Origin of the sequence: Pseudomonas sp. LAMO17WK12:I10, from assembly GCF_900215185.1 — a bacterium.
GTDB classification, from domain to species: Bacteria; Pseudomonadota; Gammaproteobacteria; order Pseudomonadales; family Pseudomonadaceae; genus Aquipseudomonas; species Aquipseudomonas chlororaphis.
On record NZ_OBDX01000019.1, the window covers coordinates 1 to 22,555 of the forward strand.

Here is a 22,555-nt window from a genome sequence, read left to right on the forward strand (position 1 = left end):
ATTCTACAGCAGCCTCTGCATCTGTCAAGCGGTTATTTTAAGAAGTTTTCAAAGTTTCCTTTGCAACTTCAACCACTTGCGCCTCCGATCTCTCGTCAGCGGGAGGCGAATTCTACAGCGTTACACGCTGCTGTCAACACCTCTTTTTCTCCGCTTTCGACCGAGAAGATCGAATCGTTAATTCGGCGAAAACTGACTGCCGAACCAACTCCTTCGGGCTTCGATGAACTGAAGCGTGACCGCTGTCGAAAACCGTGTAACTCGTTGAATCTCAAGGAGTTTTCCGTTTCGACTGCGCCGGAAGTGGGGCGAATTATAGACTTCCAGAATCTGCCGTCAACCCCTAATTTGCTTTTACTATGAATAAACCTGAAAACACCCCAAAAGGGGTGTTTTCAGGCCTCTTATATAGAAGGGATCATATGCTCTCTATATAGAAGAGCGCATTCACACCACGCCCGAGGCTCGCAAGGCATCCACGGACTCAAGCTCAAGCCCCAGCACTCGCTGCAGAACCTGGGCGGTATGCTCTCCTAATAGAGGAGGCGCATGACGGTACTCGACCGGCGTCTCGGAGAGCCGGATCGGACTCGCCACCTGAGGCACCAACCCCGCCAACGCGTGAGGCAGCTCGATCGCCAACCCGCGCGCTTTGACCTGCGGGTCCTCGAACATCTGCGCCAAGTCGTTAATAGGGCCGCAAGGCACTCCTGCCTGCTCCAACTGGGCAACCCAATCAGCGGTGGTCTTGAACACCGTGGCCTGACGGATCAATGGAATCAACACCGCCCGATTGGCAACCCGCAGCTTATTAGTCGCAAAGCGCGGATCGTCCGCCCACTGCGGCTGGCCTGCCACCTCGGCAAACTTGCGGAACTGCCCGTCATTCCCCACGGTAAGGATGAAATCGCCATCCGCCGTGGGAAAGTCCTGATAAGGCACGATATTCGGGTGAGCATTACCCAAGCGCTTGGGAGCCACTCCGGTGGTCAGGTAGTTCATCGCCTGGTTGGCCAGGCACGCAACCTGTACATCCAGCAACGCCATATCAATGTGCTGCCCACCACCGTCATGCTGCCGGTGCGCCAATGCGGCAAGAATCGCCACAGTCGAGTACAACCCCGTCAGGATATCCGTCAATGCCACGCCGACTTTCACCGGCCCGGCGCCCTCATCACCCTCGGGACGCCCGGTCAGGCTCATCAGCCCACCCAGCCCCTGAATCATGAAGTCGTAGCCGGCACGCTTGGCATAAGGCCCGGTCTGGCCGAAGCCGGTAATGGAGCAATAGATCAGGTTAGGGTTGAGCGCCTTCAGCGACTGATAGTCCAACCCATAGGCCGCCAGACCGCCAACCTTGAAGTTCTCGATCAGAATGTCGGACTTGGCCGCCAACTCGCGCACCAGGCGCTGACCTTCCGGCCGAGTGAAGTCGATAGTCACCGATTGCTTGTTGCGGTTGGCCGACAGGTAATAGGCAGCCTCCGTAGTGTTCTCGCCATAGGCGTCCTTGAGGAAAGGCGGTCCCCAGGCGCGCGTATCGTCACCGTTACCCGGACGCTCGACCTTGATCACCTCGGCCCCCAGGTCCGCCAGGATCTGACCGGCCCAAGGCCCGGCTAGCACTCGCGACAAGTCCAGCACCCGCAAATGAGATAACGCGCCCATGGTCGTTCTCCTATCAGTAGAACGCCTGGATGCCGGTCTGCGCGCGCCCCAGGATCAGCGCATGAACGTCATGGGTCCCTTCGTAGGTGTTCACCACTTCCAGGTTGACCAGGTGACGGGCGATGCCGAACTCGTCGGAGATGCCGTTACCGCCCAGCATGTCGCGGGCCATGCGAGCGATGTCCAACGACTTGCCGCAGGAGTTGCGCTTCATGATCGAGGTGATTTCCACCGCCGCCGTACCTTCATCCTTCATCCGCCCCAGACGCAGGCAGCCTTGAAGGGCGAGAGTGATCTCGGTCTGCATGTCCGCCAGTTTTTTCTGGATCAGTTGGGTAGCCGCCAGCGGGCGACCGAATTGCTGACGGTCCAACGTGTATTGGCGAGCGGTGTGCCAGCAGAATTCGGCCGCACCCAGGGCGCCCCAGGAAATACCGTAGCGGGCAGAGTTCAGACAGGTGAACGGACCTTTCAGACCCCGTACATCCGGGAAGATGTTCTCTTCCGGCACAAAGACGTTGTCCATGACGATTTCGCCGGTGATGGAAGCGCGCAGGCCGACCTTACCGTGAATCGCTGGAGCACTCAGACCTTTCCAACCTTTCTCCAGTACGAAGCCGCGGATATCCCCAGCATCGTCCTTGGCCCAGACCACGAACACGTCAGCAATCGGGCTGTTGGTGATCCACATCTTGCTGCCAGTCAGGCTGTAACCGCCATCGACCTTACGGGCACGAGAAATCATCGCGCCCGGGTCGGAGCCATGGTTAGGCTCGGTCAGACCAAAGCAGCCGATCCACTCGCCGGAGGCCAGCTTTGGCAAATACTTCTGCTTCTGGGCTTCGGTACCAAATTCATTGATCGGCACCATCACCAGGGAGGACTGCACGCTCATCATCGAGCGGTAGCCGGAGTCAACACGCTCCACTTCGCGGGCAATCAGGCCGTAGCAGACATAATTCAGACCGCTGCCGCCGTACTGTTCGGGAATGGTGGCCCCCAGCAGGCCAACTTCGCCCATTTCGCGGAAGATCGCCGGGTCGGTCTTTTCATGACGGAAAGCTTCGAGCACACGCGGCGCCAGCTTGCCTTGAGCGAATTGCTCGGCACTGTCGCGCACCATGCGCTCCTCTTCAGTGAGCTGTTGATCCAGCAGAAGGGGATCGATCCAGTTGAAGCTTGCTTTACCGCCCATGAGTGAGTCCTCGTGAAGTAGGTCAACGTTCGTGGACTGATCCTAGGCCGGCTTTGCGGGCGCGGCAAACGAGGATTTCGCATACTGTTGTGCTAATTTCTCACTCCGTAACAGCCGAAAGCGGCTTTTAGCGATTCCATTAGTGAGATTGCCGTACATGCGCAGAAAGATCCCCAGCACTGCCGCCCTCATCAGCTTCGAAGCCGCCGCACGTCACGAGAGCTTTACCAAGGCGGCGCAGGAGCTTTCGCTGACACAAGGTGCAATTTGCCGACAGATCGCCAGCCTGGAAGAGTTTCTCGGGGTCGAGCTGTTCCGCCGGTCCCGACGCGGCGTCAAGCTGACCGAAGCCGGGCTCTCCTACAGCCGCCGCGTGGCGACTCAACTGGACGCGGTGGAACGCGACACGCTGTCCGTCATGGGCCAGCAGGGCGCCAACGTCATCGAACTGGCGGTGGTCCCGACCTTTGGCACCCAATGGCTGCTGCCCCGACTCAAGGATTTTCAGCAGCGACACCCGGAAGTCACGGTCAACCTGACCAACCGCACCCGGCCTTTCCTGTTCGCCGATACCGACTTCGACGCCGCGATTTACTTTGGCGATGCCGACTGGTCGGGCACCCAATCCCATCGCCTGATGGGAGAAAACCCGATGCCGGTATGCAGCCCCGCAACCCTGGGCAACCGCACCCGGCTAAGCGCCGAAGAAATCGCCGAGTTGCCGCTGCTGCAACAGACCACGCGCCCCTATGCCTGGCGGCAATGGTTCAACTCACAGCACCTGAATATCCCGCGAGACATGACAGGCCCGCGTTACGAACTATTCTCCATGCTGGCGCAGGCCGCCATGCACGACATGGGCATCGCCCTGATCCCGCCATTCCTTATTCAACGGGAGCTGAGGGAAAAGCGCCTGGTGATCGCCAACCCCGAAGCACTAGCAAGCATCAAGGCGTATTACCTGATGATTCCCGAGCGCAAGGTGGAATCAGCGTCTTTACGGGCTTTTCGCGATTGGCTGGTGGAGCAGGCACAAAGCTACAGCCTTGAGAAATAGCGGGGCAGGGCGACAAGCTGACTTAGTAGTCAGAAAAACCAAAACACTACAGATATAACTAAATGTCGCATTTAGGCAGACTGTATCGATAAGCGGAACAACCGTCCTATAAGCGCCTAACCACGTGGCTTGTAGGGCTTTTTGAGGGTCATAAACGCTCATTCACGCGAGCAATATGAAAATTGTTTTATTTTCCGTCGAAATCCTTACAGGTCACGGCTTACAAGGGATTGGCCCAGACCCTTGCGACATTCGGTCACAGGGTGACTTGTAGTTAATTTTCCGTCACCCCTCATAATCCCTTGAAGGGCGTAATGTTCGCCTGCAAAATGCCGCGCCCCGCCTTGATTCTGGCGGGATCGTGCTGATCGGCCGCCCCAGCTGCACCATCCGTAGTGCGCTGGCCTTCTAGAAAAGATCGAAAGCAATAAGATCAAGCAGGAGATTTGACGTGCACATTGGTGTTCCTCTCGAGACCCAAACGGGTGAAACACGGGTTGCTGCAACCCCGGAAACCATCAAGAAACTGATCGGCCAGGGTCATAAAGTCACTGTGCAGAGCGGCGCCGGCATCAACGCCAGCGTTGTCGACAGTGCCTATGAAGCGGCAGGTGCAACCATTGGCAGCGCCAACGATGCATTCGGCGCGGAGCTGATTCTCAAGGTCGTGGCTCCCAGCGACAGCGAACTGGCCCTGATCAAGAGCGGCACCGTCCTGGTGGGCATGCTCAATCCGTTCAGCAATGAAACCATTGCCAAGATGGCCGAGCGCGGCATCACCGCCTTCGCCCTGGAAGCAGCGCCGCGTACCTCGCGGGCTCAGAGCCTGGATGTGCTGTCCTCGCAAGCCAACATCGCCGGTTACAAAGCGGTGCTGCTGGCTGCCCACTATTACCCGCGCTTCATGCCGATGCTGATGACCGCCGCGGGCACCGTGAAAGCCGCTCGCGTGCTGATTCTCGGTGCCGGTGTTGCCGGCCTGCAGGCCATCGCCACCGCCAAGCGCCTGGGCGCCGTGATCGAGGCCTCGGACGTACGTCCGGCGGTCAAGGAACAGATCGAATCCCTGGGGGCCAAGTTCGTCGACGTGCCTTACGAGACCGATGAGGAGCGTGAATGCGCCGTCGGTGTCGGTGGCTACGCACGTCCGATGCCTGCCAGCTGGATGCAACGCCAGGCCCAGGCCGTGCACGAACGCGCCAAGCAGGCGGACATCGTGATCACCACCGCCCTGATTCCAGGCCGCAAGGCGCCAGTACTGCTGAGCGCCGAAACCGTGGCCCAGATGAAGCCGGGATCGGTGGTCGTCGACCTCGCCGCGGCCCAGGGCGGCAACTGCCCGCTGACCGTGGCGGATCAGGTGGTCGTCGAGAATGGCGTGACCATCGTCGGCCCAACCAACCTGGCCGGCGCTGTCGCTGCCGACGCCTCGGCGCTGTACGCCCGCAACCTGCTGGACTTCCTGAAGCTCGTCTTCACCAAAGAAGGTCAGTTCGAGGTCAACCTAGAAGACGACATCGTCGCCGCGTGCCTGATGTGCCGCGACGGCCAAGTCATCCGTAAAAACGCCTAAGCAGGGATTCAGACGATGGAAGAGCTTATCTCCCCCGGTATCTACAACCTGATCATCTTCGTGCTGGCGATTTATGTCGGTTATCACGTGGTCTGGAACGTTACACCCGCACTGCACACGCCGCTGATGGCGGTGACCAACGCCATTTCGGCGATCGTGATCGTCGGCGCCATGCTGGCCGCCGCCCTGACCGTGACACCGCTGGGCAAGACCATGGGCACGCTGGCCGTGGCCCTGGCCGCGGTCAACGTGTTCGGCGGCTTCCTGGTAACCCGCCGCATGCTTGAGATGTTCAAGAAAAAAGCCCCGAAAGCCGTAAAAGAAGAGGCGCCCAAGTAATGAGCATGAATCTGGTAACGACGCTCTACCTGATCGCGTCGATCTGCTTTATCCAGGCCCTCAAAGGTCTGTCGCACCCAACCTCCTCGCGTCGCGGCAACCTGTTCGGCATGCTCGGCATGGCCCTGGCGATCGTCACCACCGTCGGCCTGGTGTTCAAGCTCGGCTCGGAACTGGCAACTGTTGGCATCGGCTACGTGATCGTCGGCCTGCTAATCGGCGGCACCGCCGGTTCGATCATGGCCAAGCGCGTGGAAATGACCAAGATGCCGGAGCTGGTGGCCTTCATGCACAGCATGATCGGTCTGGCGGCGGTGTTCATTGCCATTGCCGCCGTGGTGGAGCCGCAGTCCCTGGGCATCGTCAAGCAGCTGGGTGATGCGATTCCGGCCGGTAACCGCCTGGAGCTGTTCCTCGGCGCGGCCATCGGTGCCATTACCTTCTCCGGTTCGGTGATCGCCTTCGGCAAGCTGTCGGGCAAGTACAAGTTCCGCCTGTTCCAGGGCGCACCGGTACAGTTCGGCGGCCAACACAAGCTGAACCTGGTTCTCGGCCTGGCGACCCTGGGCCTGGGCGTGACCTTCATGCTCACCGGCAACCTCGGCGCCTTCGCCCTGATGCTGGTCCTGGCCTTCGTGATGGGCGTGCTGATCATCATCCCGATCGGCGGCGCCGACATGCCGGTGGTGGTGTCGATGCTCAACAGCTACTCGGGCTGGGCGGCGGCGGGGATCGGCTTCTCGCTGAACAACTCGATGCTGATCATCGCCGGCTCCCTGGTGGGTTCGTCCGGTGCGATCCTGTCGTACATCATGTGCAAGGCGATGAACCGTTCGTTCTTCAACGTACTGCTTGGCGGCTTCGGCAACACTGCCGACGCCGGCGGCCCGGCAGGCGCGCAAGAGGCCCGTCCGGTGAAGTCCGGCTCGGCCGACGACGCCACCTTCCTGCTGACCAACGCCGACACCGTGATCATCGTTCCGGGTTACGGCCTGGCGGTCGCCCGGGCACAGCACGCGCTGAAAGAGCTGACCGAGAAGCTGACTCACCGCGGCGTGACCGTGAAGTACGCGATCCACCCGGTAGCAGGACGCATGCCCGGCCACATGAACGTGCTGCTGGCCGAGGCCGAAGTGCCGTACGACCAGGTGTTCGAGATGGAAGACATCAACTCCGAGTTCGGCCAGGCCGACGTGGTGCTGGTGCTCGGCGCCAACGACGTGGTCAACCCGGCGGCGAAGAACGATCCGAAATCGCCGATCGCCGGCATGCCGATTCTCGAGGCGTTCAAGGCCAAGACCATCATCGTCAACAAGCGTTCGATGGCCAGCGGCTATGCCGGTCTGGACAACGAACTGTTCTACCTAGACAAGACCATGATGGTGTTCGGTGACGCCAAGAAAGTCATCGAAGACATGGTCAAAGCCGTCGAGTAAAACCTGCTCCAGCGCAACACCCAAGACCTCAGCCTTTAGTAGGCTGGGGTTTTTTATTTCCCGCACAAACCCGACAAAAGGCTCTAAATCGCGGCCTTTCATTCGACCTTGGTAGCGGGACGAATTTTTTTGAAATCACTAGACTGCGCATCTTGCTTCCGCTGCCCGAGATAACAATCCATGTACCGTGATCGTATCCGCTTGCCTTCGTTGTTGGATAAGGTGATGAGCGCCGCCGACGCCGCCGCTCTGATTCAGGACGGCATGACCGTCGGCATGAGCGGTTTCACCCGCGCCGGCGAAGCCAAGGCCGTGCCCCATGCATTGGCCGAGCGCGCCAAGGTAACCCCACTGAAAATCAGCCTGATGACCGGCGCCAGCCTGGGCAATGACCTCGACAAGCAACTCACCGAGGCCGGTGTCCTGGCCCGACGCATGCCGTTCCAGGTCGACAGCACCCTGCGCAAGGCGATCAATGCCGGCGAGGTGATGTTCATCGACCAGCACCTGTCGGAAACCGTGGAACAGCTGCGCAACCAGCAGCTCAAGCTGCCGGACATCGCCGTCATCGAAGCCGTGGCGATCACCGAGCAGGGGCATATCGTGCCGACCACCTCGGTGGGCAACTCCGCCAGTTTCGCAATCTTCGCCAAGCACGTGATCGTCGAGATCAACCTGGCGCACAACCCGAACCTGGAAGGCCTGCACGACATCTATATCCCGACCTACCGGCCGACCCGCACGCCTATCCCGCTGGTGAAGGTCGACGACCGGATCGGCAGCACCGCCATCCCGATCCCGGCGGAGAAGATCGTCGCGATCGTCATCACCAACCAGGCGGACTCGCCATCCACCGTCTCGACCCCTGACAGCGAAACCCAGGGCATCGCCAATCACCTGATCAACTTCTTCAAGCAGGAAGTGGACGCTGGCCGCATGAGCAACAAGCTCGGCCCGCTGCAAGCAGGCATCGGCAACATTGCCAACGCGGTGATGTGCGGCCTGATCGAATCGCCGTTCGAAGACCTGACCATGTACTCCGAAGTGCTGCAGGACTCGACTTTCGACCTGATCGACGCCGGCAAGCTGAGCTTCGCCTCAGGCAGTTCGATCACCCTGTCGAGCCGCCGCAACGCCGATGTGTTCGGCAACCTGGAACGTTACAAGGACAAGCTGGTACTGCGCCCGCAGGAGATCTCCAACCACCCGGAAGTGGTGCGTCGCCTGGGCATCATCGGCATCAACACCGCCCTGGAGTTCGACATCTACGGCAACGTCAACTCCACCCACGTCTGCGGCACGCGGATGATGAACGGCATCGGTGGTTCGGGTGACTTCGCGCGCAACGCGCACCTGGCGATCTTCGTCACCAAGTCCATTGCCAAGGGCGGGGCGATTTCCAGCGTGGTGCCGATGGTCAGTCACGTCGACCACACCGAGCACGACGTCGACATCCTGGTGACCGAGATCGGCCTGGCCGACTTGCGTGGTCTGGCACCACGGGAGCGGGCACGGGTAATCATCGACAACTGTGTACATCCGGACTATCGCCAGGCGCTGAATGACTACTTCACCGCCGCCTGCGCCCTGGGCGGTCACACGCCACACGTCCTGCGCGATGCCCTGCGCTGGCACATGAACCTGGAAGAAACCGGGCGCATGCTCGCTGTGTGATGGGTACAGTCGATGGGTGACGCAAGTCCAGTTGTGTCAGCCCATCGACAATCCTTAAACACCTGTCAAAAACTGTACTGCTGTACCGGTATTTTACCCCCTCAAAATCCTATCTTTTTCAAGAAAACCCCTTGAGACGCACCTAAATGGTGCCGACAGGTACAGTTGCATCATTTCCGAACAGTACAGCACCTATAAACAGTTAACTGGTCCCTCACAATACAGATGAACTGTATCTACAGAGACTAGCGCGAGAGGAGGATCATGGGCACCAGTTAAACCACTACCTAATCCCGCCACAAGCGGAAGGATGCACATCATGGAACGTACACTCAGTTCCGAACTGTTCTTCGAAGACAAAGCTGCAAAAACCCAGGCTTCCATGCCTCTGCGCGTTCTCGCCAACCTGATGCTGTGGCAGCGCCGCATCTCCAGCCGCCATCAACTGGCTCGCCTGGATTCGCGTCTGCTGGCTGACGCAGGTATCAGCGAAGCTCAACGCTATGAAGAGCTGAGCAAGCCGTTCTGGCGCTAAGTTAGCGTCGCTGGCTCTGACCCATCGGGTCCACCGCCAGCACCCCGAATTGAAAAAACAAAACCCGTCGCGGGCAACCGCGACGGGTTTTGTCGTTTAAGGCCTGGCAATGCCGGAAGCCGCCGGTACAGAAAGGGTATGGCTCGACAGATACAGTTTAAATATAAACCAAACTGAACCAGTACAATTTTATACTGGTGTATCTGTATGCATGCCTGCGTGAATAGCAACATGGTGTCCCAAGTCCCTGACTTCGGCCTGCCGAAAGGACCGCACCATGAACCACATACCAGGACGTATTGCACCTCTCAGCTTTTCCCATCCTCAGATAAGCGTGTGGAAACGCTTGTACCGCGCCTTGTGCCAGATGCAGCAGAACGCCCGAACACGCCGCGTGCTGGCAGGGCTCAACGATCAGCAATTGTCCGATGTCGGCATCAGCCACAGCGACCGCATGGCCGAACTGGACAAACCCTTCTGGCGCTAGTTCGCACCAGGACAGCAGAAGAGGGCTATTCGAACAGATGGGGGTGGGCCTAATATCCGGTAGCGTGTAGCGATTTTCCTGAAGGGGCGTCTGATTCATTTGCCCCACAGTGACTACCCGGTGCCCACTCAGCACCACCCTATCTGTTATCAAGGAGTTTTACCTATGTCCCGTCTTCGCCTGCTCAGCGCTGCTGCCTTGCTGGCCTTGGCCTCCAACGCCCACGCCTCCAGCTTTATCGTCACCACCGATGCGGTAGTCGGCGCACTCAAGGCCACTTCCGATGCGACTTCCGACGTCACATCCTCGTTCCGTGACAACAAAATCGTGCGCGCCGCTCGTGACGACGCCGCCAGTTTTGTCGCTACCGAAGGCGCCATTCGCGGTGTGAAGCTGGAAAGCGCGTTTGACCACATCCGCCAGCAGTTGCCACAACTGAGCGCTACTGACGCCCAGCTCGCTCAGGCCATCCTGACGATCTGACCTCCGCTCCGGTGACGGGTGCGCCAACGCACCCGAAACCCTGGACGCTGGCTCTCGCCCAGGCATTGCGCTAGCCTTGCCGCTGGTTTTTCAGCTGTCGAGACTCATGCGTTTTTTCAGATCCCTGCTTACCGTCCCTTCGTTGATTGTCCTGTGTTGGACTGGCTCGGCCGCTGCTTTCGACCTGAGCACACAAGGCCTGGTCATCACTGGCTACGCCACCAGCAAGGTGACCTCCGCGCCTTTCGACAACAAACGCGTACTGGCTGCCCAGGATGATGCCGCGGCGTTCATTGCCACTGACGGCCACCTGCGCGGAGCCCGGCTGGAATCAGCCCTGAAATACCTGCGTAAAACCCAGCCACAACTTCATGTCGGCGACCTTGAACTGGCGCAGGCAATTCTCGTCCAATAACTATCCCTGTCATCCCGGAGTCGTTCCATGCGTAGCCCGCTGATTGCTGCCACCCTTGGCCTGTTGCTGTTGGCTGATGTGGCCCAGGCGCAAACCCTGGTAGCCACCAGTAACATCATCGTTCGAGCCTTTGGTCGTACCATCGATTTCACCTCGGACACCACCACCTCCATCCGCGACTCGAAAATCGTACGTGCCGCCCATGACGACGCCGCCAGCTTCGTCGCCAGCGACGGCGATATTCGTGGCGCCCAACTGGAAGCCGCCTTCGATACCTTGCGTAACCGCGTGCCGCAAGCCCGCGACGCCAGTGATCAGGTGCTCGCCGAAGCCATCCTCGCACTGTGAGGCCGCTCGCCGCCTGGCTGCTGGGCGCAGCGCTGTTACTCCTGGGCAACAGCGCCCAGGCCAGCCTGCAACTGCGGCTCAAGACCGAAGGCTTGAGCCCGGAGCAGCAGCACGCCAGCCAGGCACTGCTGGATGAAGCGATGCAAGCGCTGCCGCCGCGCTTCATCGAACAACTGGACCGTCGCATCGATGTCGGCTGGACCGACGACATGCCTCACAACGCCTACGGCCAGGCATCGCTGGTCGACGAACTCGACCTGAATCGCAAACTGCTGGCCAGCCTCACCGACGGCAGCGCGGCCACCCAGAAAACCCATCGCCCCCATGGCACCGTGCGCCGGGAAATGCTCGCCACCGTGCTGCATGAACTCACCCATATTTATGACCGTTCGCGCCTGTGGTCGGGTGCCGAACGCACGCTGATCCAGCGCTGCAGCCGCCAGAACAGCGCCTCGGGCCTGATCGGGCTGCCGGACCAGTGCCGCGGCCAGACCGCGCGCCGCTTCACCCTCAGCGACGACCCGCGCCTGCTCGACCTCGCCGGCTGGCCGCAATACGTCGGCCGCCGCGGCGAACGCGAGCAGTACAACCGCCAGGTCGCCCGCAGCCCGGATATCTACGAAACGACCAACCCCAAAGAGTTCGTCGCGGTGAACATGGAGTACTTCCTCCTGGACCCGAGCTACGCCTGCCGCCGACCGGCGCTGTACCGTTATTACCAGGAACACTTCGGCTGGGCGCCGAAGGCCAAGGACACCTGCGCCCAGTCCTTCGCCTTCCTCAATGCCGGCAACGACTTCGCCAAGCAGCCGCTGGGCAAGGTCGACCCGGAGCGGGTCTATGCCGTGGATTACCTGCTGGCCGAGGCCAACCAGAACTGGGTCAGCCGCTGGGGGCACAGCATGTTGCGCCTGGTCATCTGCGCGCCTGGCCGGCCACGCGGGCCGGATTGCCGGCTGGACCTCGAGCAGCACCTGGTGCTGTCCTACCGCGCCTTTGTCGGTGACGTGCAATTGTCGAGCTGGGACGGCCTGGTCGGCAAATACCCATCCCGCCTGTTTATCCTGCCATTGGCCCAGGTCATCGATGAATACACCAAGACCGAGCTGCGCAGCCTGGCTTCGGTGCCGCTGAACCTGTCGCGTAACGAGATCGAAGAAGTGGTCGAGCGTGCCGCCGAGATGCACTGGAGCTACGACGGCAACTATTACTTCCTGTCCAACAACTGCGCCGTGGAAAGCCTGAAGCTGCTGCGCAGCGGCAGCAACAATGCCCAGCTCACCGGGCTCGACAGCATCATGCCCAACGGCCTGCTGGAGGTGCTCAAGGGCCGCGGTCTGGCCGACACCAGCGTACTGGACGATCCTCGCGAAGCCTTGCGCCTGGGGTATCGCTTCGACTCCTTCCGCGACCGCTACCAGGCGATGTTCGAGGTGTTGAAAAAGCACCTGCCGATCAAACAGAACAGCGTGGAAGACTGGCTGTCCCTGAGTGCTGCGGAGCGTCGCCAGTGGTTCGACCAGGCGGACCTGCGCACCAGCGCTGCCTTGCTGCTGCTCGAACAGGCGAGCTTCCGGCGCCAGCTACTGCTGGCCCAGGATGAGGTCAAGCAGCGTTATCTGGGGGCTCGCGAGCTGCAGAACGGCGGCATGGACAAGGCCAACAAGACCCTGCAGGAAATCCTCGCCAACAGTGGCTTCCTCAGTCGCCCGGCCGAATTGCTCGGTAGCAGCGGTTATGGCTTGCCGCAGCCGAGCGAATGGCAACGCCTGGAAGCGGAAAGCAGCCTGCGCCAGAAACAGCTGCAGGCCCTGACCGGCGATCTGGACAAGGAAGTGCGTGCGTTGCTGGAGCCGAGCCGCGCAGCCGAAATCGCCGCCAACGAGGCCAACCTGAAACAGCTCGGCGAACATCTGCGGGCCTTGCACAAGGCGGCGGGCGGGCTGGAACTGCCCTGATCCCGCATCGCGGGCCAGCTTCCTTCATCGCTGGCCCGCGAAGCGATCCCACAACCTTACAACGTCTCCTCGGCCTCTCCCGGCAACTGCTCATCCAGGTGCAGCCAGGGCAAACGGCTGTCGGTCCAGATATGCCGCTCGGCCGGCGCCAGCTCCGGATGGTCCAGGGTAGCGATGGTCACATCGATGCTGTCCGGGCTCAATTGGGTGATCAGCGCCAGATGCGCGCCGCAGTTCGGGCAGAAATACCGCGCACAACCGGGCGAAGAGTCGTAGCGGGCCGGCGTCCCGGCCAGCCATTGGAAAGCCTGGCGGGGCTGGGTGATCCAGGTAGTCACCAGGCCGCCGCTGACCCGTCGGCAGATCGAACAATGGCAATGGGCGATATCGCGCAGCGGCCCGCTGAACTGATAACGCAGCTGGCCGCAATGGCAACCGCCGGTGTGCAACAGGCTCATACGAGGACCTCCCAGCGACTGTTCCGGAAAACTCGGCCAACGGGCCGATCTGGTTGTTTTTTGACCGCACGTCGGCTCGCGACGCATCCACTCATTGCTTTCTACAACGAAAGGTAGCTGAAAGCTTCCGCGATTAGGATCGCCTCCACTGCCGGCAACAGACCGGTTGGCCAATGGGCGTTTTGCGCCTCCAGGCCCAATTAACAACAACAATGGTGATTCTGATGTCCGTTCGTACCCGCCTTTTCATCCCGCTTCCTCCAGCCTGTCCCGCGCTTCCCGTTCTGCGCTGACCCCATCCGGTTCGCCATTCCCTAGCCGCGCTACGCCTGGAGTATTCCTATGCTGACTTTCCTTGGCTTCGCCATGGTCATCACCTTCATGTTCCTGATCATGACCAAGCGCCTGTCCGCGCTGATCGCGCTGATCATCGTTCCTATCCTGTTCGCGCTGTTCGGCGGCTTCGCCCCGAAGATCGGCCCGATGATGCTCGAAGGCATCACCAAGCTGGCACCGACCGGCGTGATGCTGATGTTCGCCATCCTGTATTTCGCCCTGATGATCGACTCCGGCCTGTTCGACCCGGCCGTGCGCAAGATCCTCAAGCTGGTCAAGGGTGATCCGCTCAAAGTCTCGGTCGGTACCGCCGTGCTTGCGCTGGTAGTGTCCCTGGACGGCGACGGCGCCACCACCTACATGATCTGCGTGGCGGCCATGCTGCCGCTGTACAGCCGCATCGGCATGAGCCCGCGGATCATGGCCGGCCTGATCATCCTGGCCGGCGGTGTGATGAACATGACCCCCTGGGGTGGCCCGACTGCCCGTGCCGCCAGCGCGCTGCATGTCGACCCGTCGGACATCTTCGTGCCGATGATCCCGGCGATGCTGGCCGGCGTGGTAGCAATCCTGGCGATCGCCTACATGTACGGCAAGCGTGAACGGGCGCGCCTGGGCGAACTGCACCTGCAGGGCGACGAGATCGACCACAGCGAAATCAGCGTTTCGCAGTTCCCGGACGCTCGTCGTCCAAAGCTGATCTGGTTCAACGGCGCCCTGACTTTCGCCCTGATGTGCGCACTGATCGCCGGCCTGTTGCCGCTGCCTGTGCTGTTCATGGTGGCCTTCAGTATCGCGATGATCGTCAACTACCCGTGCCTGCAACAGCAGAAGGATCGCGTCGCGGCCCATGCCGGCAGCGTGCTGGCGGTGGTCGGGCTGATCTTCGCCGCCGGCATCTTCACCGGCATCCTGTCCGGCACCGGCATGGTCGATGCCATGTCCAAGAGCCTGCTGGCGGTGATTCCGGATGCACTGGGCCCGTACCTGGCGGTGATCACCGCGCTGGTGAGCATGCCGTTCACCTTCTTCATGTCCAACGACGCCTTCTATTACGGTGTGTTGCCAGTCCTCGCCGAGGCCGCCAGTCACTACGGCATCACCGCGGTGGAAATGGCACGCGCCTCGATCGTCGGCCAACCCGTCCACTTGCTGAGCCCACTGGTACCCTCCACCTACCTGCTGGTAGCCCTGGCCGGTATCGAATTCGGCGATCACCAGCGCTTCACCCTCAAGTGGGCAGTGCTGGTTTGCCTGTGCATAATGTTCGCCGCCTTGCTGATGGGGATTTTTCCGCTGTTCAGCACTCTATAAAAAGCAATTGACTCACCGCGCCGGCCGCTAGACTTCGTTCTCGGAAATCTCGACTGGCGCGGTACAACACTCGCTCAAAGGAATACACATGGAATGGCTGACCAACCCGGAAATCTGGGTTGCCTTCTTTACCCTGACCGCCCTGGAAATCGTCCTGGGTATCGATAACATCATCATGATCTCGATCCTGGTCAGCCGCATGCCCAAGCACATGCAGGCACGGACCCGGATCTTCGGTCTGGCGCTGGCCATGATCACGCGGATCCTCCTGCTGCTGTCGATCACCTGGGTCATGCGCCTGACCGCCGACCTGTTCGTGGTCTTCGGCCAGGGTATTTCCGGGCGTGACCTGATCCTGTTCTTCGGTGGCCTGTTCCTGCTCTGGAAGAGCTCCCAGGAGATGTACCACGCCCTGGAAGGCGAGGACGAAACCGCGGAAGAGCCAAGCGGCAAGGGCGGCAACTTCCTCTACACCATCATCCAGATCGCGATCATCGACATCGTGTTCTCCCTGGACTCGGTGATCACCGCCGTCGGCATGGTCTCCCATGTACCGGTCATGGTCGCGGCGATCATCGTCGCGGTGCTGGTGATGATGCTGGCTTCGGGCACCATCAGCGAGTTCATCGACAAGCACCCGTCGCTGAAGATGCTGGCGCTGTCGTTCCTGCTGGTGGTCGGTACCGTACTGATCGCCGAGGCGTTCGAAGTGCACGTGCCAAAAGGCTACGTCTACTTCGCCATGGCCTTCTCGCTGGCGGTGGAGGCGATCAACATCAAGATGCGCACCGCCATCGCGAAAAAGAAAAAGCAGCAGGACCCGGTGAAACTGCGCAAGGACATCCCCGGTCAATAACCCGAGAGCGCAGCAGGAAAAGGGGCTTTCGAGCCCCTTTTTCACGCCTGCAGAAAGTCGTTTTCTTTATGACAGTTTTGTTTCAATCGCCGCATCAGCTATGCGATGCTGGCGCACAGACCGTTAGCCAACTACAGCTTAAGTACAGAACGTAGAACAACGCGCGGCACCGTTAACTTGCCCCTCTGGGGCGCTATTCACCACAGGGGGCCGTTATGCTCACCCTGCTCAATTTGCTGTCCGCCGTGGCCTTGCTGATCTGGGGCACGCATATCGTCCGCACCGGCATCCTGCGGGTCTATGGCTCGAACCTGCGCCACCTCATCGGCCAGAACATGGCCAAGCGCCCACTGGCTTTCATCGCCGGGATCCTGGTCACCGCCATGGTCCAGAGCAGCAACGCCACGGCGATGCTGGTCACCTCGTTCGTCGGCCAGGGGCTGATGGCCCTGACACCCGCCCTGGCGACCATGCTCGGCGCCGACGTCGGCACCGCGCTGATGGCCCGGGTACTGACCTTCGACCTGTCCTGGCTGTCGCCGCTGCTGATCTTTCTCGGGGTGATCTTCTTTCTGTCGCGCAAACAGACCCGCGCCGGCCAGCTCGGGCGGGTAGGAATCGGCCTGGGGCTGATCATCCTGGCCCTGCAACTGATCGTCGAGGCCGCCGCGCCCATCACCCACGCCCAGGGCGTGAAAGTCCTGTTCGCCTCACTGACCGGCGACATCCTGCTCGACGCCTTGATGGGCGCGTTGTTCGCCATGATTTCCTACTCCAGCCTCGCGGCCGTGCTGCTCACCGCGACCCTGGCCGGGGCCGGCGTGATCAGCCTGCCGGTGGCCATCGGCCTGGTGATCGGCGCCAACATCGGCAGCGGGGTGCTGGCCTTTCTCAGCACCAACATGCAGAACGCCGCCGGCCGCCAGGTGGCGCTGGGCAGCCTGCTGTACAAGCTGATCGGCCTGGTGCTGATCATTCCGGTGCTCGACCCGCTCGCCCACTGGATGGACAGCCTGGACTTCAGCCCGCAAGAAGTGGTGATCGGTTTCCACCTGCTCTACAACACCCTGCGTTGCCTGGTGCTACTGCCGACGGTCGGGCCGATGGCCAAGGTCTGCATCTGGTTGCTGCCGGAACGCCCGGAAACCAATGGCCGGGCCAAGCCTCGCCACCTCGACCCGACTGCCCTGGCCACCCCCAGCCTGGCCCTGGCCAACGCGGCACGGGAAACCCTGCGCATCGGTGACCTGGTCGAAACCATGCTCGAAGCCGTGCGTGATGTGCTGCACGGCAAGCAGACCGCGGTCACCCAGGAAATGCGCAACCTCAACGACGATGTCGAAGTGCTCTATAACGCGATCAAACTCTACCTGGCGCAGATGCCCCGGGAAGACCTGGGCGAACAGGACAGTCGGCGCTGGGCCGAGATCATCGAACTGGCGATCAACCTGAAACTGGCCAGCGACCTGATCGAACGCATGCTGCGCAAGGTCCAGCAGCAGAAGACCGCGCAGCGTCGCTCCTTTTCCGAAGTCGGCCTGGAAGAACTGGCCGGCCTGCATGAACAGCTGATCGCCAACCTGCGCCTGGGGCTTTCGGTGTTTCTCAGCGCCGATCCGGAAAGCGCCCGCCAGCTGCTGCGGGAAAAACGCCGCTTTCGCGCTCAGGAACGTCGCCTGGCCCATGCCCATGTCAGCCGTCTGCAACGTAAAATCGTCCAGAGCATCGAGACCAGCTCGCTGCACCTGGAACTGATCGCCGATATGAAGCGCTTGAATTCGCTGTTCTGCGGCAGCGCCTACGTGGTGCTGGGTTCCTCCGAAACCGGCGCGCTCGCCGTGGACGATATGGCTGACATCACCCATTCACCCTGAACGTCCAGAGTTACTCGAAGTCTGTTGAACTTACGCCCGTCGTAAGGAAGCCCGTTATGCGTTGCCTGTTATTCGCCTGTCTGCTGCTCGGATCAGCCCATTCGTTTGCCCTGGATCGCTTCCAGGTCGAAGGCTACATGCTGCCCAACGGCCTGCAGTTGCTGCTCAAGCCGGGCAACGTGCGCGGCCACGTGGCGATTCGCCTGGTGGTCGGGGTAGGGCTGGACGACTTCGGCTGCGCCGACAAGGAACTGCCGCATGTGCTCGAACACCTGCTGTTCAGCGGCATCGACGCCAGCGGCGAAGGCGGGCTGGAGGAACGCATGCAAGCCCTGGGCGGCGAGTGGAACGCCTACACCGGCAATGCCGACACCACGTTCGTCATCGAGGCCCCGGCGAAAAACCAGCGCAAGGTGCTGGACCTGCTGCTGGCCCTCTTGACCCGTACCGAACTCGACGACAACGCATTGCAAACGGCGAAACGGGTGGTCGAGCGCGAGGACGGCGGGCATTACTCGCACCTGCAACGCTGGCTGGACCGCCAGGACCTGGGCCATTCCGCCAGCAATCAGCTGGCGGTGGAGCTGGGCCTGAAGTGCGCCGAACGGGCCGAGGTCGATCAACTGACCCTGGAACAGCTGGAGCAGCTGCGCAAGAACTGGTACGCGCCGAACAACATGACCCTGATCGTCGTCGGCGACCTTGACCGCCTGTTGCCGGCCTACCTGGAACGCAGCTACGGGGCGCTGGAACCGGTGGAGCCCAGCGAGCACCAGGGCCTGCCGGACATTCAACAAACGGCCGCCGCCGAGCGCAGCCTGATCCACGGCTGGGTCGGCGACAGCGCCAAGCTGCACTGGCTGTTCCCCGAGCCGATCCTCGACCGGCAGCACGATGAAACCTTCGATCTGCTCAAGGATTACCTGGACTGGGCGCTGTACCAGAAGCTGCGCCTGCAGCATGAGCTGTCCTACGGGCCGAACAGCGAACGCGAGGTGTTCGGCGGCGTCGGCTTTCTCAGCCTGAATGCCGACCTGGAGCGCGCGGACGTCCCCGAGGCCCGGCAAGCGATCGACGAGCTCAAGGCGCAGCTGCTCAAGGACGGCCTGGAGCCGGCCACCTTCGCCCGTCTGCAACAGGCCGCCATTGCTCGCCAGGCCTGGGCGGTACAGGGCAATAGCGCCCTGGCGGACTACTACTGGGGCGCCTTGAGCGACTACGCGGACGGGCGTTTCAGCGACCCGGCCAAGCGCCTGCAAGCCGTCAGCCTGAAGCAGGCCAACCAGGCCATGCGCCAACTGCTGGAACAGCCCGGCTACCTGCGGATCGAAAAACCGCTGCTGAGCTATACGGCCCTGAGCGGGCTGATCGGCGCACTGCTATTGATTGTTTTTGCTCTGTTCGGCTGGCGGGCTTATCGCAAACGAATCCGTGCCTGATGCGTCTTTTGTCATGCTAAACCGTTATTCTGTCGGGGATTTTTCTAGTGTGATCGCCGAATGCCAAACCTGACTCATTACATGCAGCGCATCCTGGAACTGATGAAGCGCTACCCAGGGGTCATTGCGCTCGGCGGTTTCATTTCCGGTGTCGGCAGTTTCATCCTGGTGGACCGCCAACAGGGTCTGGCCACCTGGATCGCCGTGATCATGCTGGTGAGCTGGATCTGGCTGATGCTGGAAAACAGCCTGACCCAGTTGTTCACCAGGATCTTCAAGCGGGAAATCCCCCAGCCGCTGCTGCGTTACGCAACGCAGATGATTCACCAGGAAAGCCTGTTTTTCGTCCTGCCGTTCTTCTTCATCACCACCGCCTGGAACAGCGGGCAACTGGTATTCACCGGCCTGCTGGGCGCCTCGGCGCTGGTCTCGATCATCGACCCGCTGTACTACAAATGGCTGGCCCCACGCCGCTGGCTGTTCCTCGCCCTGCACACCCTGACGCTGTTCGCCGCATTGCTGACCGCGCTGCCGATCATCCTGCACCTGACCACCGCGCAGAGCTTCAAGCTGGCCCTGGGCATCGCCATGCTGTTGTCGTTCCCCAGTCTTGCGTCGATCTTCCCGATCCGCAACCTGCGCGGCGCGCTGATGCTGCTGGGCATGACCCTGGCCATCGGCGGCACTGGCTGGCTGCTGCGCTCCTGGGTTCCGCCGGCGACCTTGTGGATAACCGAGGAAGCCATCAGCACCCAGTTGCAGGACCGCACCCCCGGCGCCAGCCTCAAAGAGGTCAGCGCCGCCGACGTGCGCAGCGCCGGGCTGTATGCCTACACCGCGATCAATGCGCCGCGCGGGCTGGACGAGCGCATTTATCACGTCTGGCAATTCAACGGTAAAGAGGTCGACCGGGTGGCCCTGGACATCCACGGCGGACGCAAGGAGGGCTACCGCGCCTGGTCGCACAAGCAGAACTTCCCCGGCGATCCGACCGGCAGCTGGCAGATCCGGGTGCTGACCGAAGACGGGCAGGTGATCGGCGTGCTGCGCTTCAAGATCACCGGCACCAACGGGCAAGACTCAGCACCTTAGTACAAGGCAAAGTCGTCTCGATCGTGGTATTACGTAGCACTGCGTAAAAACCATGCAAGCACGGAGCTTATGACTCAGAGCACGACGGCCGGCAGTGCCCAACTGGATACGTCGAGTTCCCCCTCGCGGTTGCGAGTCGCGGGGGACTGGACGCTCGTCCATTACACCGAGCTCAAGCACCTCTGCGAAAAGCTCACCGGACAGTACGACAGCAGCACCCACATCGACCTCAACGGCCTCGGCGCCCTGGATACCGCGGGCGCCTCGCTGTTGGTCGAGCTGCTGGGCTCCGAGCGCCTCGGCCAGTCCACCGAACACCCCGATTGCACCTTGTCTTCAGCCGACCGCGCGCTGCTGCAGACCGTCTACTGCTCGCTGGCCGACTTCTGCGTGCCGCTCAAGGAGCCGGAAATATCGGTCGGCATCCAGTTGCTGACCCGGATCGGCAAGGCGGTCGACGCCATCTGGCAGGACACCCTGAAGCTGCTGGGTTTCGTCGGCCTGATCCTCGAAACCCTGGCCCGCGGCCTGCTGCGCCCCAAGCGCTGGCGCATCACGCCGATGGTCGCGCATATCGAGCAGACCGGCCTCGACGCCGCGCCCATCGTCGCCTTGCTGACCTTTCTGGTGGGCGCCGTGGTGGCCTTCCTCGGCGCCACGGTGCTGCAGAGTTTTGGCGCCAGCATCTTTACCGTGGACCTGGTGGCGTTCTCCTTCCTGCGGGAGTTCGGTGTGCTGCTCACCGCGATCCTCATGGCCGGGCGAACCGCCAGCGCCTTCACCGCGCAGATCGGCTCGATGAAGGCCAACGAGGAAATCGACGCCATCCGCACCCTGGGCCTGGACCCGATGGAGCTGCTGGTGCTGCCCCGGGTCCTGGCGCTGCTGGTGGCGCTGCCGATGCTGACCTTCCTGGCGATGCTCTCGGGGATTGTCGGTGGCGGGGTGGTCTGTGCGCTGTCGCTGGATATCTCGCCGGCGATGTTCCTTGCCTTGCTGCAATCGGACATCGGCGTGCAGCACTTCCTGGTGGGCATGGTCAAGGCGCCGATCTTCGCCTTCCTGATCGCCGCCATCGGCTGCCTGGAAGGTTTCAAGGTCAGCGGCAGCGCCGAGTCCGTAGGCGCCCACACTACGTCCAGCGTGGTGCAATCGATCTTCGTGGTGATCGTCCTCGATGCCGTCGCCGCGCTGTTCTTCATGGAGATGGGCTGGTGAACCGTTCAACCCGTCCGCCCGCCGAGGCGGTGATCGAAGTCCGTGGCCTGTGCAATCGCTTCGGCCCGCAGAGCGTGCACGAAAACCTCGACCTGGACCTGTACAAGGGCGAGATCCTCGCGGTGGTCGGCGGCTCGGGCAGCGGCAAGTCGGTGCTGCTGCGCAGCATCATCGGCCTGCGCCAGCCCAGCGAAGGTTCGGTGCGGGTCTTCGGCCAGAACCTGCCGAGCCTGGCGGAACATGAGCGCTCGCTGATCGAACGGCGCTTCGGCGTACTGTTCCAGAAGGGCGCGCTGTTCTCGTCGCTGACCGTGACCGAAAACGTTGCCCTGCCGCTGATCGAGCATGCCGGCCTGAGCCGCGCCGACGCCGAGCACCTGGCGGCGGTGAAACTGGCGCTGGCCGGGTTGCCGCTGTCGGCGGCCGACAAATACCCGGCCTCGCTGTCCGGCGGCATGATCAAGCGTGCCGCCCTGGCCCGGGCGCTGGCCCTGGACCCGGACATCCTGTTTCTCGACGAACCCACCGCCGGCCTCGACCCGATCGGCGCCGCGGCTTTCGACCAATTGATCCTGACCCTGCGTGACGCCCTGGGCCTGAGCGTGTTCCTGGTCACCCACGACCTGGACACGCTGTACACCATCACCGACCGGGTGGCGGTGCTGGCACAGAAAAAGGTGCTGGTGGCGGATGCCATCGACCAGGTCGCCGAGACCGACGACGCCTGGATTCACGAGTACTTCCATGGCCCTCGCGGCCGCGCGGCGTATCAGGCCGCTACACAGCTCAACGAGGTATGA

At 61.6% G+C, this 22,555-nt stretch carries 22 protein-coding genes; 19 read left to right on the forward strand and 3 right to left on the reverse strand.

Going from position 1 to position 22,555, the window contains the following annotated elements:
* A partial coding sequence (locus tag CRO75_RS33265; protein ID WP_239990615.1) for a hypothetical protein occupies positions 1–363 on the forward strand: 363 nt, incomplete at its 5' end.
* 84 nt (positions 364–447) lie between these two features.
* On the opposite strand, the gene CRO75_RS19980 is transcribed toward CRO75_RS33265, so the two are convergent.
* Together CRO75_RS19980 and CRO75_RS19985 are read right to left on the reverse strand one after the other, a co-directional pair.
* On the reverse strand, positions 448–1,668 hold the full coding sequence (locus tag CRO75_RS19980; protein ID WP_097137660.1) for a CaiB/BaiF CoA-transferase family protein: 1,221 nt from the start codon (positions 1,666–1,668) through the stop codon (positions 448–450).
* 13 nt (positions 1,669–1,681) lie between these two features.
* Positions 1,682–2,863, reverse strand: coding sequence for an acyl-CoA dehydrogenase (locus CRO75_RS19985; RefSeq protein WP_007924234.1), 1,182 nt, complete (start codon positions 2,861–2,863; stop codon positions 1,682–1,684).
* A 157-nt stretch (positions 2,864–3,020) separates the two neighbouring features.
* Between CRO75_RS19985 and CRO75_RS19990 the strand changes: the two genes are divergently transcribed.
* The 11 genes from CRO75_RS19990 (at position 3,021) to CRO75_RS20040 (ending at position 13,168) form a co-directional block, all read left to right on the forward strand.
* Positions 3,021–3,920, forward strand: coding sequence for a LysR family transcriptional regulator (locus tag CRO75_RS19990; protein ID WP_009046306.1), 900 nt, complete (start codon positions 3,021–3,023; stop codon positions 3,918–3,920).
* Positions 3,921–4,371: 451 nt separating this feature from the next.
* Entirely contained in the window at positions 4,372–5,493 is a 1,122-nt protein-coding gene (locus CRO75_RS19995; RefSeq protein WP_007924238.1) for a Re/Si-specific NAD(P)(+) transhydrogenase subunit alpha, read from the forward strand.
* Positions 5,494–5,508: 15 nt separating this feature from the next.
* Positions 5,509–5,832, forward strand: coding sequence for an NAD(P) transhydrogenase subunit alpha (locus CRO75_RS20000; RefSeq protein WP_003187010.1), 324 nt, complete (start codon positions 5,509–5,511; stop codon positions 5,830–5,832).
* A complete protein-coding gene (locus tag CRO75_RS20005; protein ID WP_097137661.1) occupies positions 5,832–7,268 on the forward strand; it encodes an NAD(P)(+) transhydrogenase (Re/Si-specific) subunit beta in 1,437 nt (478 codons plus the stop codon). The genes CRO75_RS20000 and CRO75_RS20005 overlap by 1 nt, the downstream gene beginning before the upstream one ends.
* A 180-nt stretch (positions 7,269–7,448) precedes the next feature.
* Entirely contained in the window at positions 7,449–8,942 is a 1,494-nt protein-coding gene (locus CRO75_RS20010) for an acetyl-CoA hydrolase/transferase family protein (protein WP_009041554.1), read from the forward strand.
* A 319-nt stretch (positions 8,943–9,261) separates the two neighbouring features.
* Positions 9,262–9,477: a DUF1127 domain-containing protein gene (locus CRO75_RS20015; RefSeq protein ID WP_009041553.1), complete on the forward strand. Its 216-nt coding sequence runs from the start codon at positions 9,262–9,264 to the stop codon at positions 9,475–9,477.
* Between the two features lie 277 nt (positions 9,478–9,754).
* On the forward strand, positions 9,755–9,964 hold the full coding sequence (locus tag CRO75_RS20020) for a DUF1127 domain-containing protein (RefSeq protein ID WP_007924249.1): 210 nt from the start codon (positions 9,755–9,757) through the stop codon (positions 9,962–9,964).
* 165 nt (positions 9,965–10,129) lie between these two features.
* Positions 10,130–10,447 carry a DUF2388 domain-containing protein gene (locus tag CRO75_RS20025; protein WP_007924251.1) on the forward strand — a complete coding sequence of 106 codons (318 nt, stop codon included), beginning with the start codon at positions 10,130–10,132 and terminating at the stop codon, positions 10,445–10,447.
* 106 nt (positions 10,448–10,553) lie between these two features.
* Entirely contained in the window at positions 10,554–10,862 is a 309-nt protein-coding gene (locus CRO75_RS20030; RefSeq protein WP_053263282.1) for a DUF2388 domain-containing protein, read from the forward strand.
* A 27-nt stretch (positions 10,863–10,889) separates the two neighbouring features.
* Positions 10,890–11,210 carry a DUF2388 domain-containing protein gene (locus CRO75_RS20035; RefSeq protein ID WP_009041550.1) on the forward strand — a complete coding sequence of 107 codons (321 nt, stop codon included), beginning with the start codon at positions 10,890–10,892 and terminating at the stop codon, positions 11,208–11,210.
* Complete coding sequence (locus CRO75_RS20040; protein WP_097137664.1) at positions 11,207–13,168, forward strand: DUF4105 domain-containing protein; 1,962 nt, start codon at positions 11,207–11,209, stop codon at positions 13,166–13,168. Before CRO75_RS20035 ends, CRO75_RS20040 begins: the two co-directional genes overlap by 4 nt.
* A 56-nt stretch (positions 13,169–13,224) precedes the next feature.
* Here the strand turns inward: CRO75_RS20040 and CRO75_RS20045 are convergent, their stop codons facing one another.
* Positions 13,225–13,626, reverse strand: a complete 402-nt coding sequence (locus CRO75_RS20045) for a GFA family protein (protein ID WP_097137665.1) — start codon at positions 13,624–13,626, stop codon at positions 13,225–13,227.
* Positions 13,627–13,968: 342 nt separating this feature from the next.
* Here CRO75_RS20045 and CRO75_RS20050 point away from each other — a divergent pair, with 342 nt between their 5' ends.
* From CRO75_RS20050 to CRO75_RS20080, 7 genes are all read left to right on the forward strand, one after another.
* Positions 13,969–15,276, forward strand: coding sequence for a CitMHS family transporter (locus CRO75_RS20050; protein ID WP_007924260.1), 1,308 nt, complete (start codon positions 13,969–13,971; stop codon positions 15,274–15,276).
* 88 nt (positions 15,277–15,364) lie between these two features.
* On the forward strand, positions 15,365–16,132 hold the full coding sequence (locus tag CRO75_RS20055; protein ID WP_009046297.1) for a TerC family protein: 768 nt from the start codon (positions 15,365–15,367) through the stop codon (positions 16,130–16,132).
* Between the two features lie 215 nt (positions 16,133–16,347).
* Complete coding sequence (locus CRO75_RS20060; RefSeq protein ID WP_097137667.1) at positions 16,348–18,006, forward strand: Na/Pi cotransporter family protein; 1,659 nt, start codon at positions 16,348–16,350, stop codon at positions 18,004–18,006.
* 56 nt (positions 18,007–18,062) lie between these two features.
* Positions 18,063–19,445: a pitrilysin family protein gene (locus CRO75_RS20065; RefSeq protein ID WP_097137669.1), complete on the forward strand. Its 1,383-nt coding sequence runs from the start codon at positions 18,063–18,065 to the stop codon at positions 19,443–19,445.
* Positions 19,446–19,505: 60 nt separating this feature from the next.
* Positions 19,506–20,537, forward strand: coding sequence for a DUF5924 family protein (locus CRO75_RS20070; protein ID WP_097137670.1), 1,032 nt, complete (start codon positions 19,506–19,508; stop codon positions 20,535–20,537).
* 69 nt (positions 20,538–20,606) lie between these two features.
* Entirely contained in the window at positions 20,607–21,755 is a 1,149-nt protein-coding gene (locus tag CRO75_RS20075; RefSeq protein ID WP_097137672.1) for an ABC transporter permease, read from the forward strand.
* On the forward strand, positions 21,752–22,555 hold the full coding sequence (locus tag CRO75_RS20080; RefSeq protein ID WP_007924271.1) for an ATP-binding cassette domain-containing protein: 804 nt from the start codon (positions 21,752–21,754) through the stop codon (positions 22,553–22,555). The genes CRO75_RS20075 and CRO75_RS20080 overlap by 4 nt, the downstream gene beginning before the upstream one ends.

Excerpts from the sequence above, each read along its gene's own strand:
- CRO75_RS19980 (WP_097137660.1), bottom strand. The coding sequence starts at position 1,668 with ATGGGCGCGTTATCTCATTTGCGGGTGCTGGACTTGTCGCGAGTGCTA.
- CRO75_RS19985 (WP_007924234.1), bottom strand. The coding sequence starts at position 2,863 with ATGGGCGGTAAAGCAAGCTTCAACTGGATCGATCCCCTTCTGCTGGAT.
- CRO75_RS19990 (WP_009046306.1), top strand. The coding sequence starts at position 3,021 with ATGCGCAGAAAGATCCCCAGCACTGCCGCCCTCATCAGCTTCGAAGCC.
- CRO75_RS20000 (WP_003187010.1), top strand. The coding sequence starts at position 5,509 with ATGGAAGAGCTTATCTCCCCCGGTATCTACAACCTGATCATCTTCGTG.
- CRO75_RS20005 (WP_097137661.1), top strand. The coding sequence starts at position 5,832 with ATGAGCATGAATCTGGTAACGACGCTCTACCTGATCGCGTCGATCTGC.
- CRO75_RS20010 (WP_009041554.1), top strand. The coding sequence starts at position 7,449 with ATGTACCGTGATCGTATCCGCTTGCCTTCGTTGTTGGATAAGGTGATG.
- CRO75_RS20015 (WP_009041553.1), top strand. The coding sequence starts at position 9,262 with ATGGAACGTACACTCAGTTCCGAACTGTTCTTCGAAGACAAAGCTGCA.
- CRO75_RS20020 (WP_007924249.1), top strand. The coding sequence starts at position 9,755 with ATGAACCACATACCAGGACGTATTGCACCTCTCAGCTTTTCCCATCCT.
- CRO75_RS20025 (WP_007924251.1), top strand. The coding sequence starts at position 10,130 with ATGTCCCGTCTTCGCCTGCTCAGCGCTGCTGCCTTGCTGGCCTTGGCC.
- CRO75_RS20030 (WP_053263282.1), top strand. The coding sequence starts at position 10,554 with ATGCGTTTTTTCAGATCCCTGCTTACCGTCCCTTCGTTGATTGTCCTG.
- CRO75_RS20035 (WP_009041550.1), top strand. The coding sequence starts at position 10,890 with ATGCGTAGCCCGCTGATTGCTGCCACCCTTGGCCTGTTGCTGTTGGCT.
- CRO75_RS20045 (WP_097137665.1), bottom strand. The coding sequence starts at position 13,626 with ATGAGCCTGTTGCACACCGGCGGTTGCCATTGCGGCCAGCTGCGTTAT.
- CRO75_RS20050 (WP_007924260.1), top strand. The coding sequence starts at position 13,969 with ATGCTGACTTTCCTTGGCTTCGCCATGGTCATCACCTTCATGTTCCTG.
- CRO75_RS20055 (WP_009046297.1), top strand. The coding sequence starts at position 15,365 with ATGGAATGGCTGACCAACCCGGAAATCTGGGTTGCCTTCTTTACCCTG.
- CRO75_RS20060 (WP_097137667.1), top strand. The coding sequence starts at position 16,348 with ATGCTCACCCTGCTCAATTTGCTGTCCGCCGTGGCCTTGCTGATCTGG.
- CRO75_RS20065 (WP_097137669.1), top strand. The coding sequence starts at position 18,063 with ATGCGTTGCCTGTTATTCGCCTGTCTGCTGCTCGGATCAGCCCATTCG.
- CRO75_RS20070 (WP_097137670.1), top strand. The coding sequence starts at position 19,506 with ATGCCAAACCTGACTCATTACATGCAGCGCATCCTGGAACTGATGAAG.
- CRO75_RS20075 (WP_097137672.1), top strand. The coding sequence starts at position 20,607 with ATGACTCAGAGCACGACGGCCGGCAGTGCCCAACTGGATACGTCGAGT.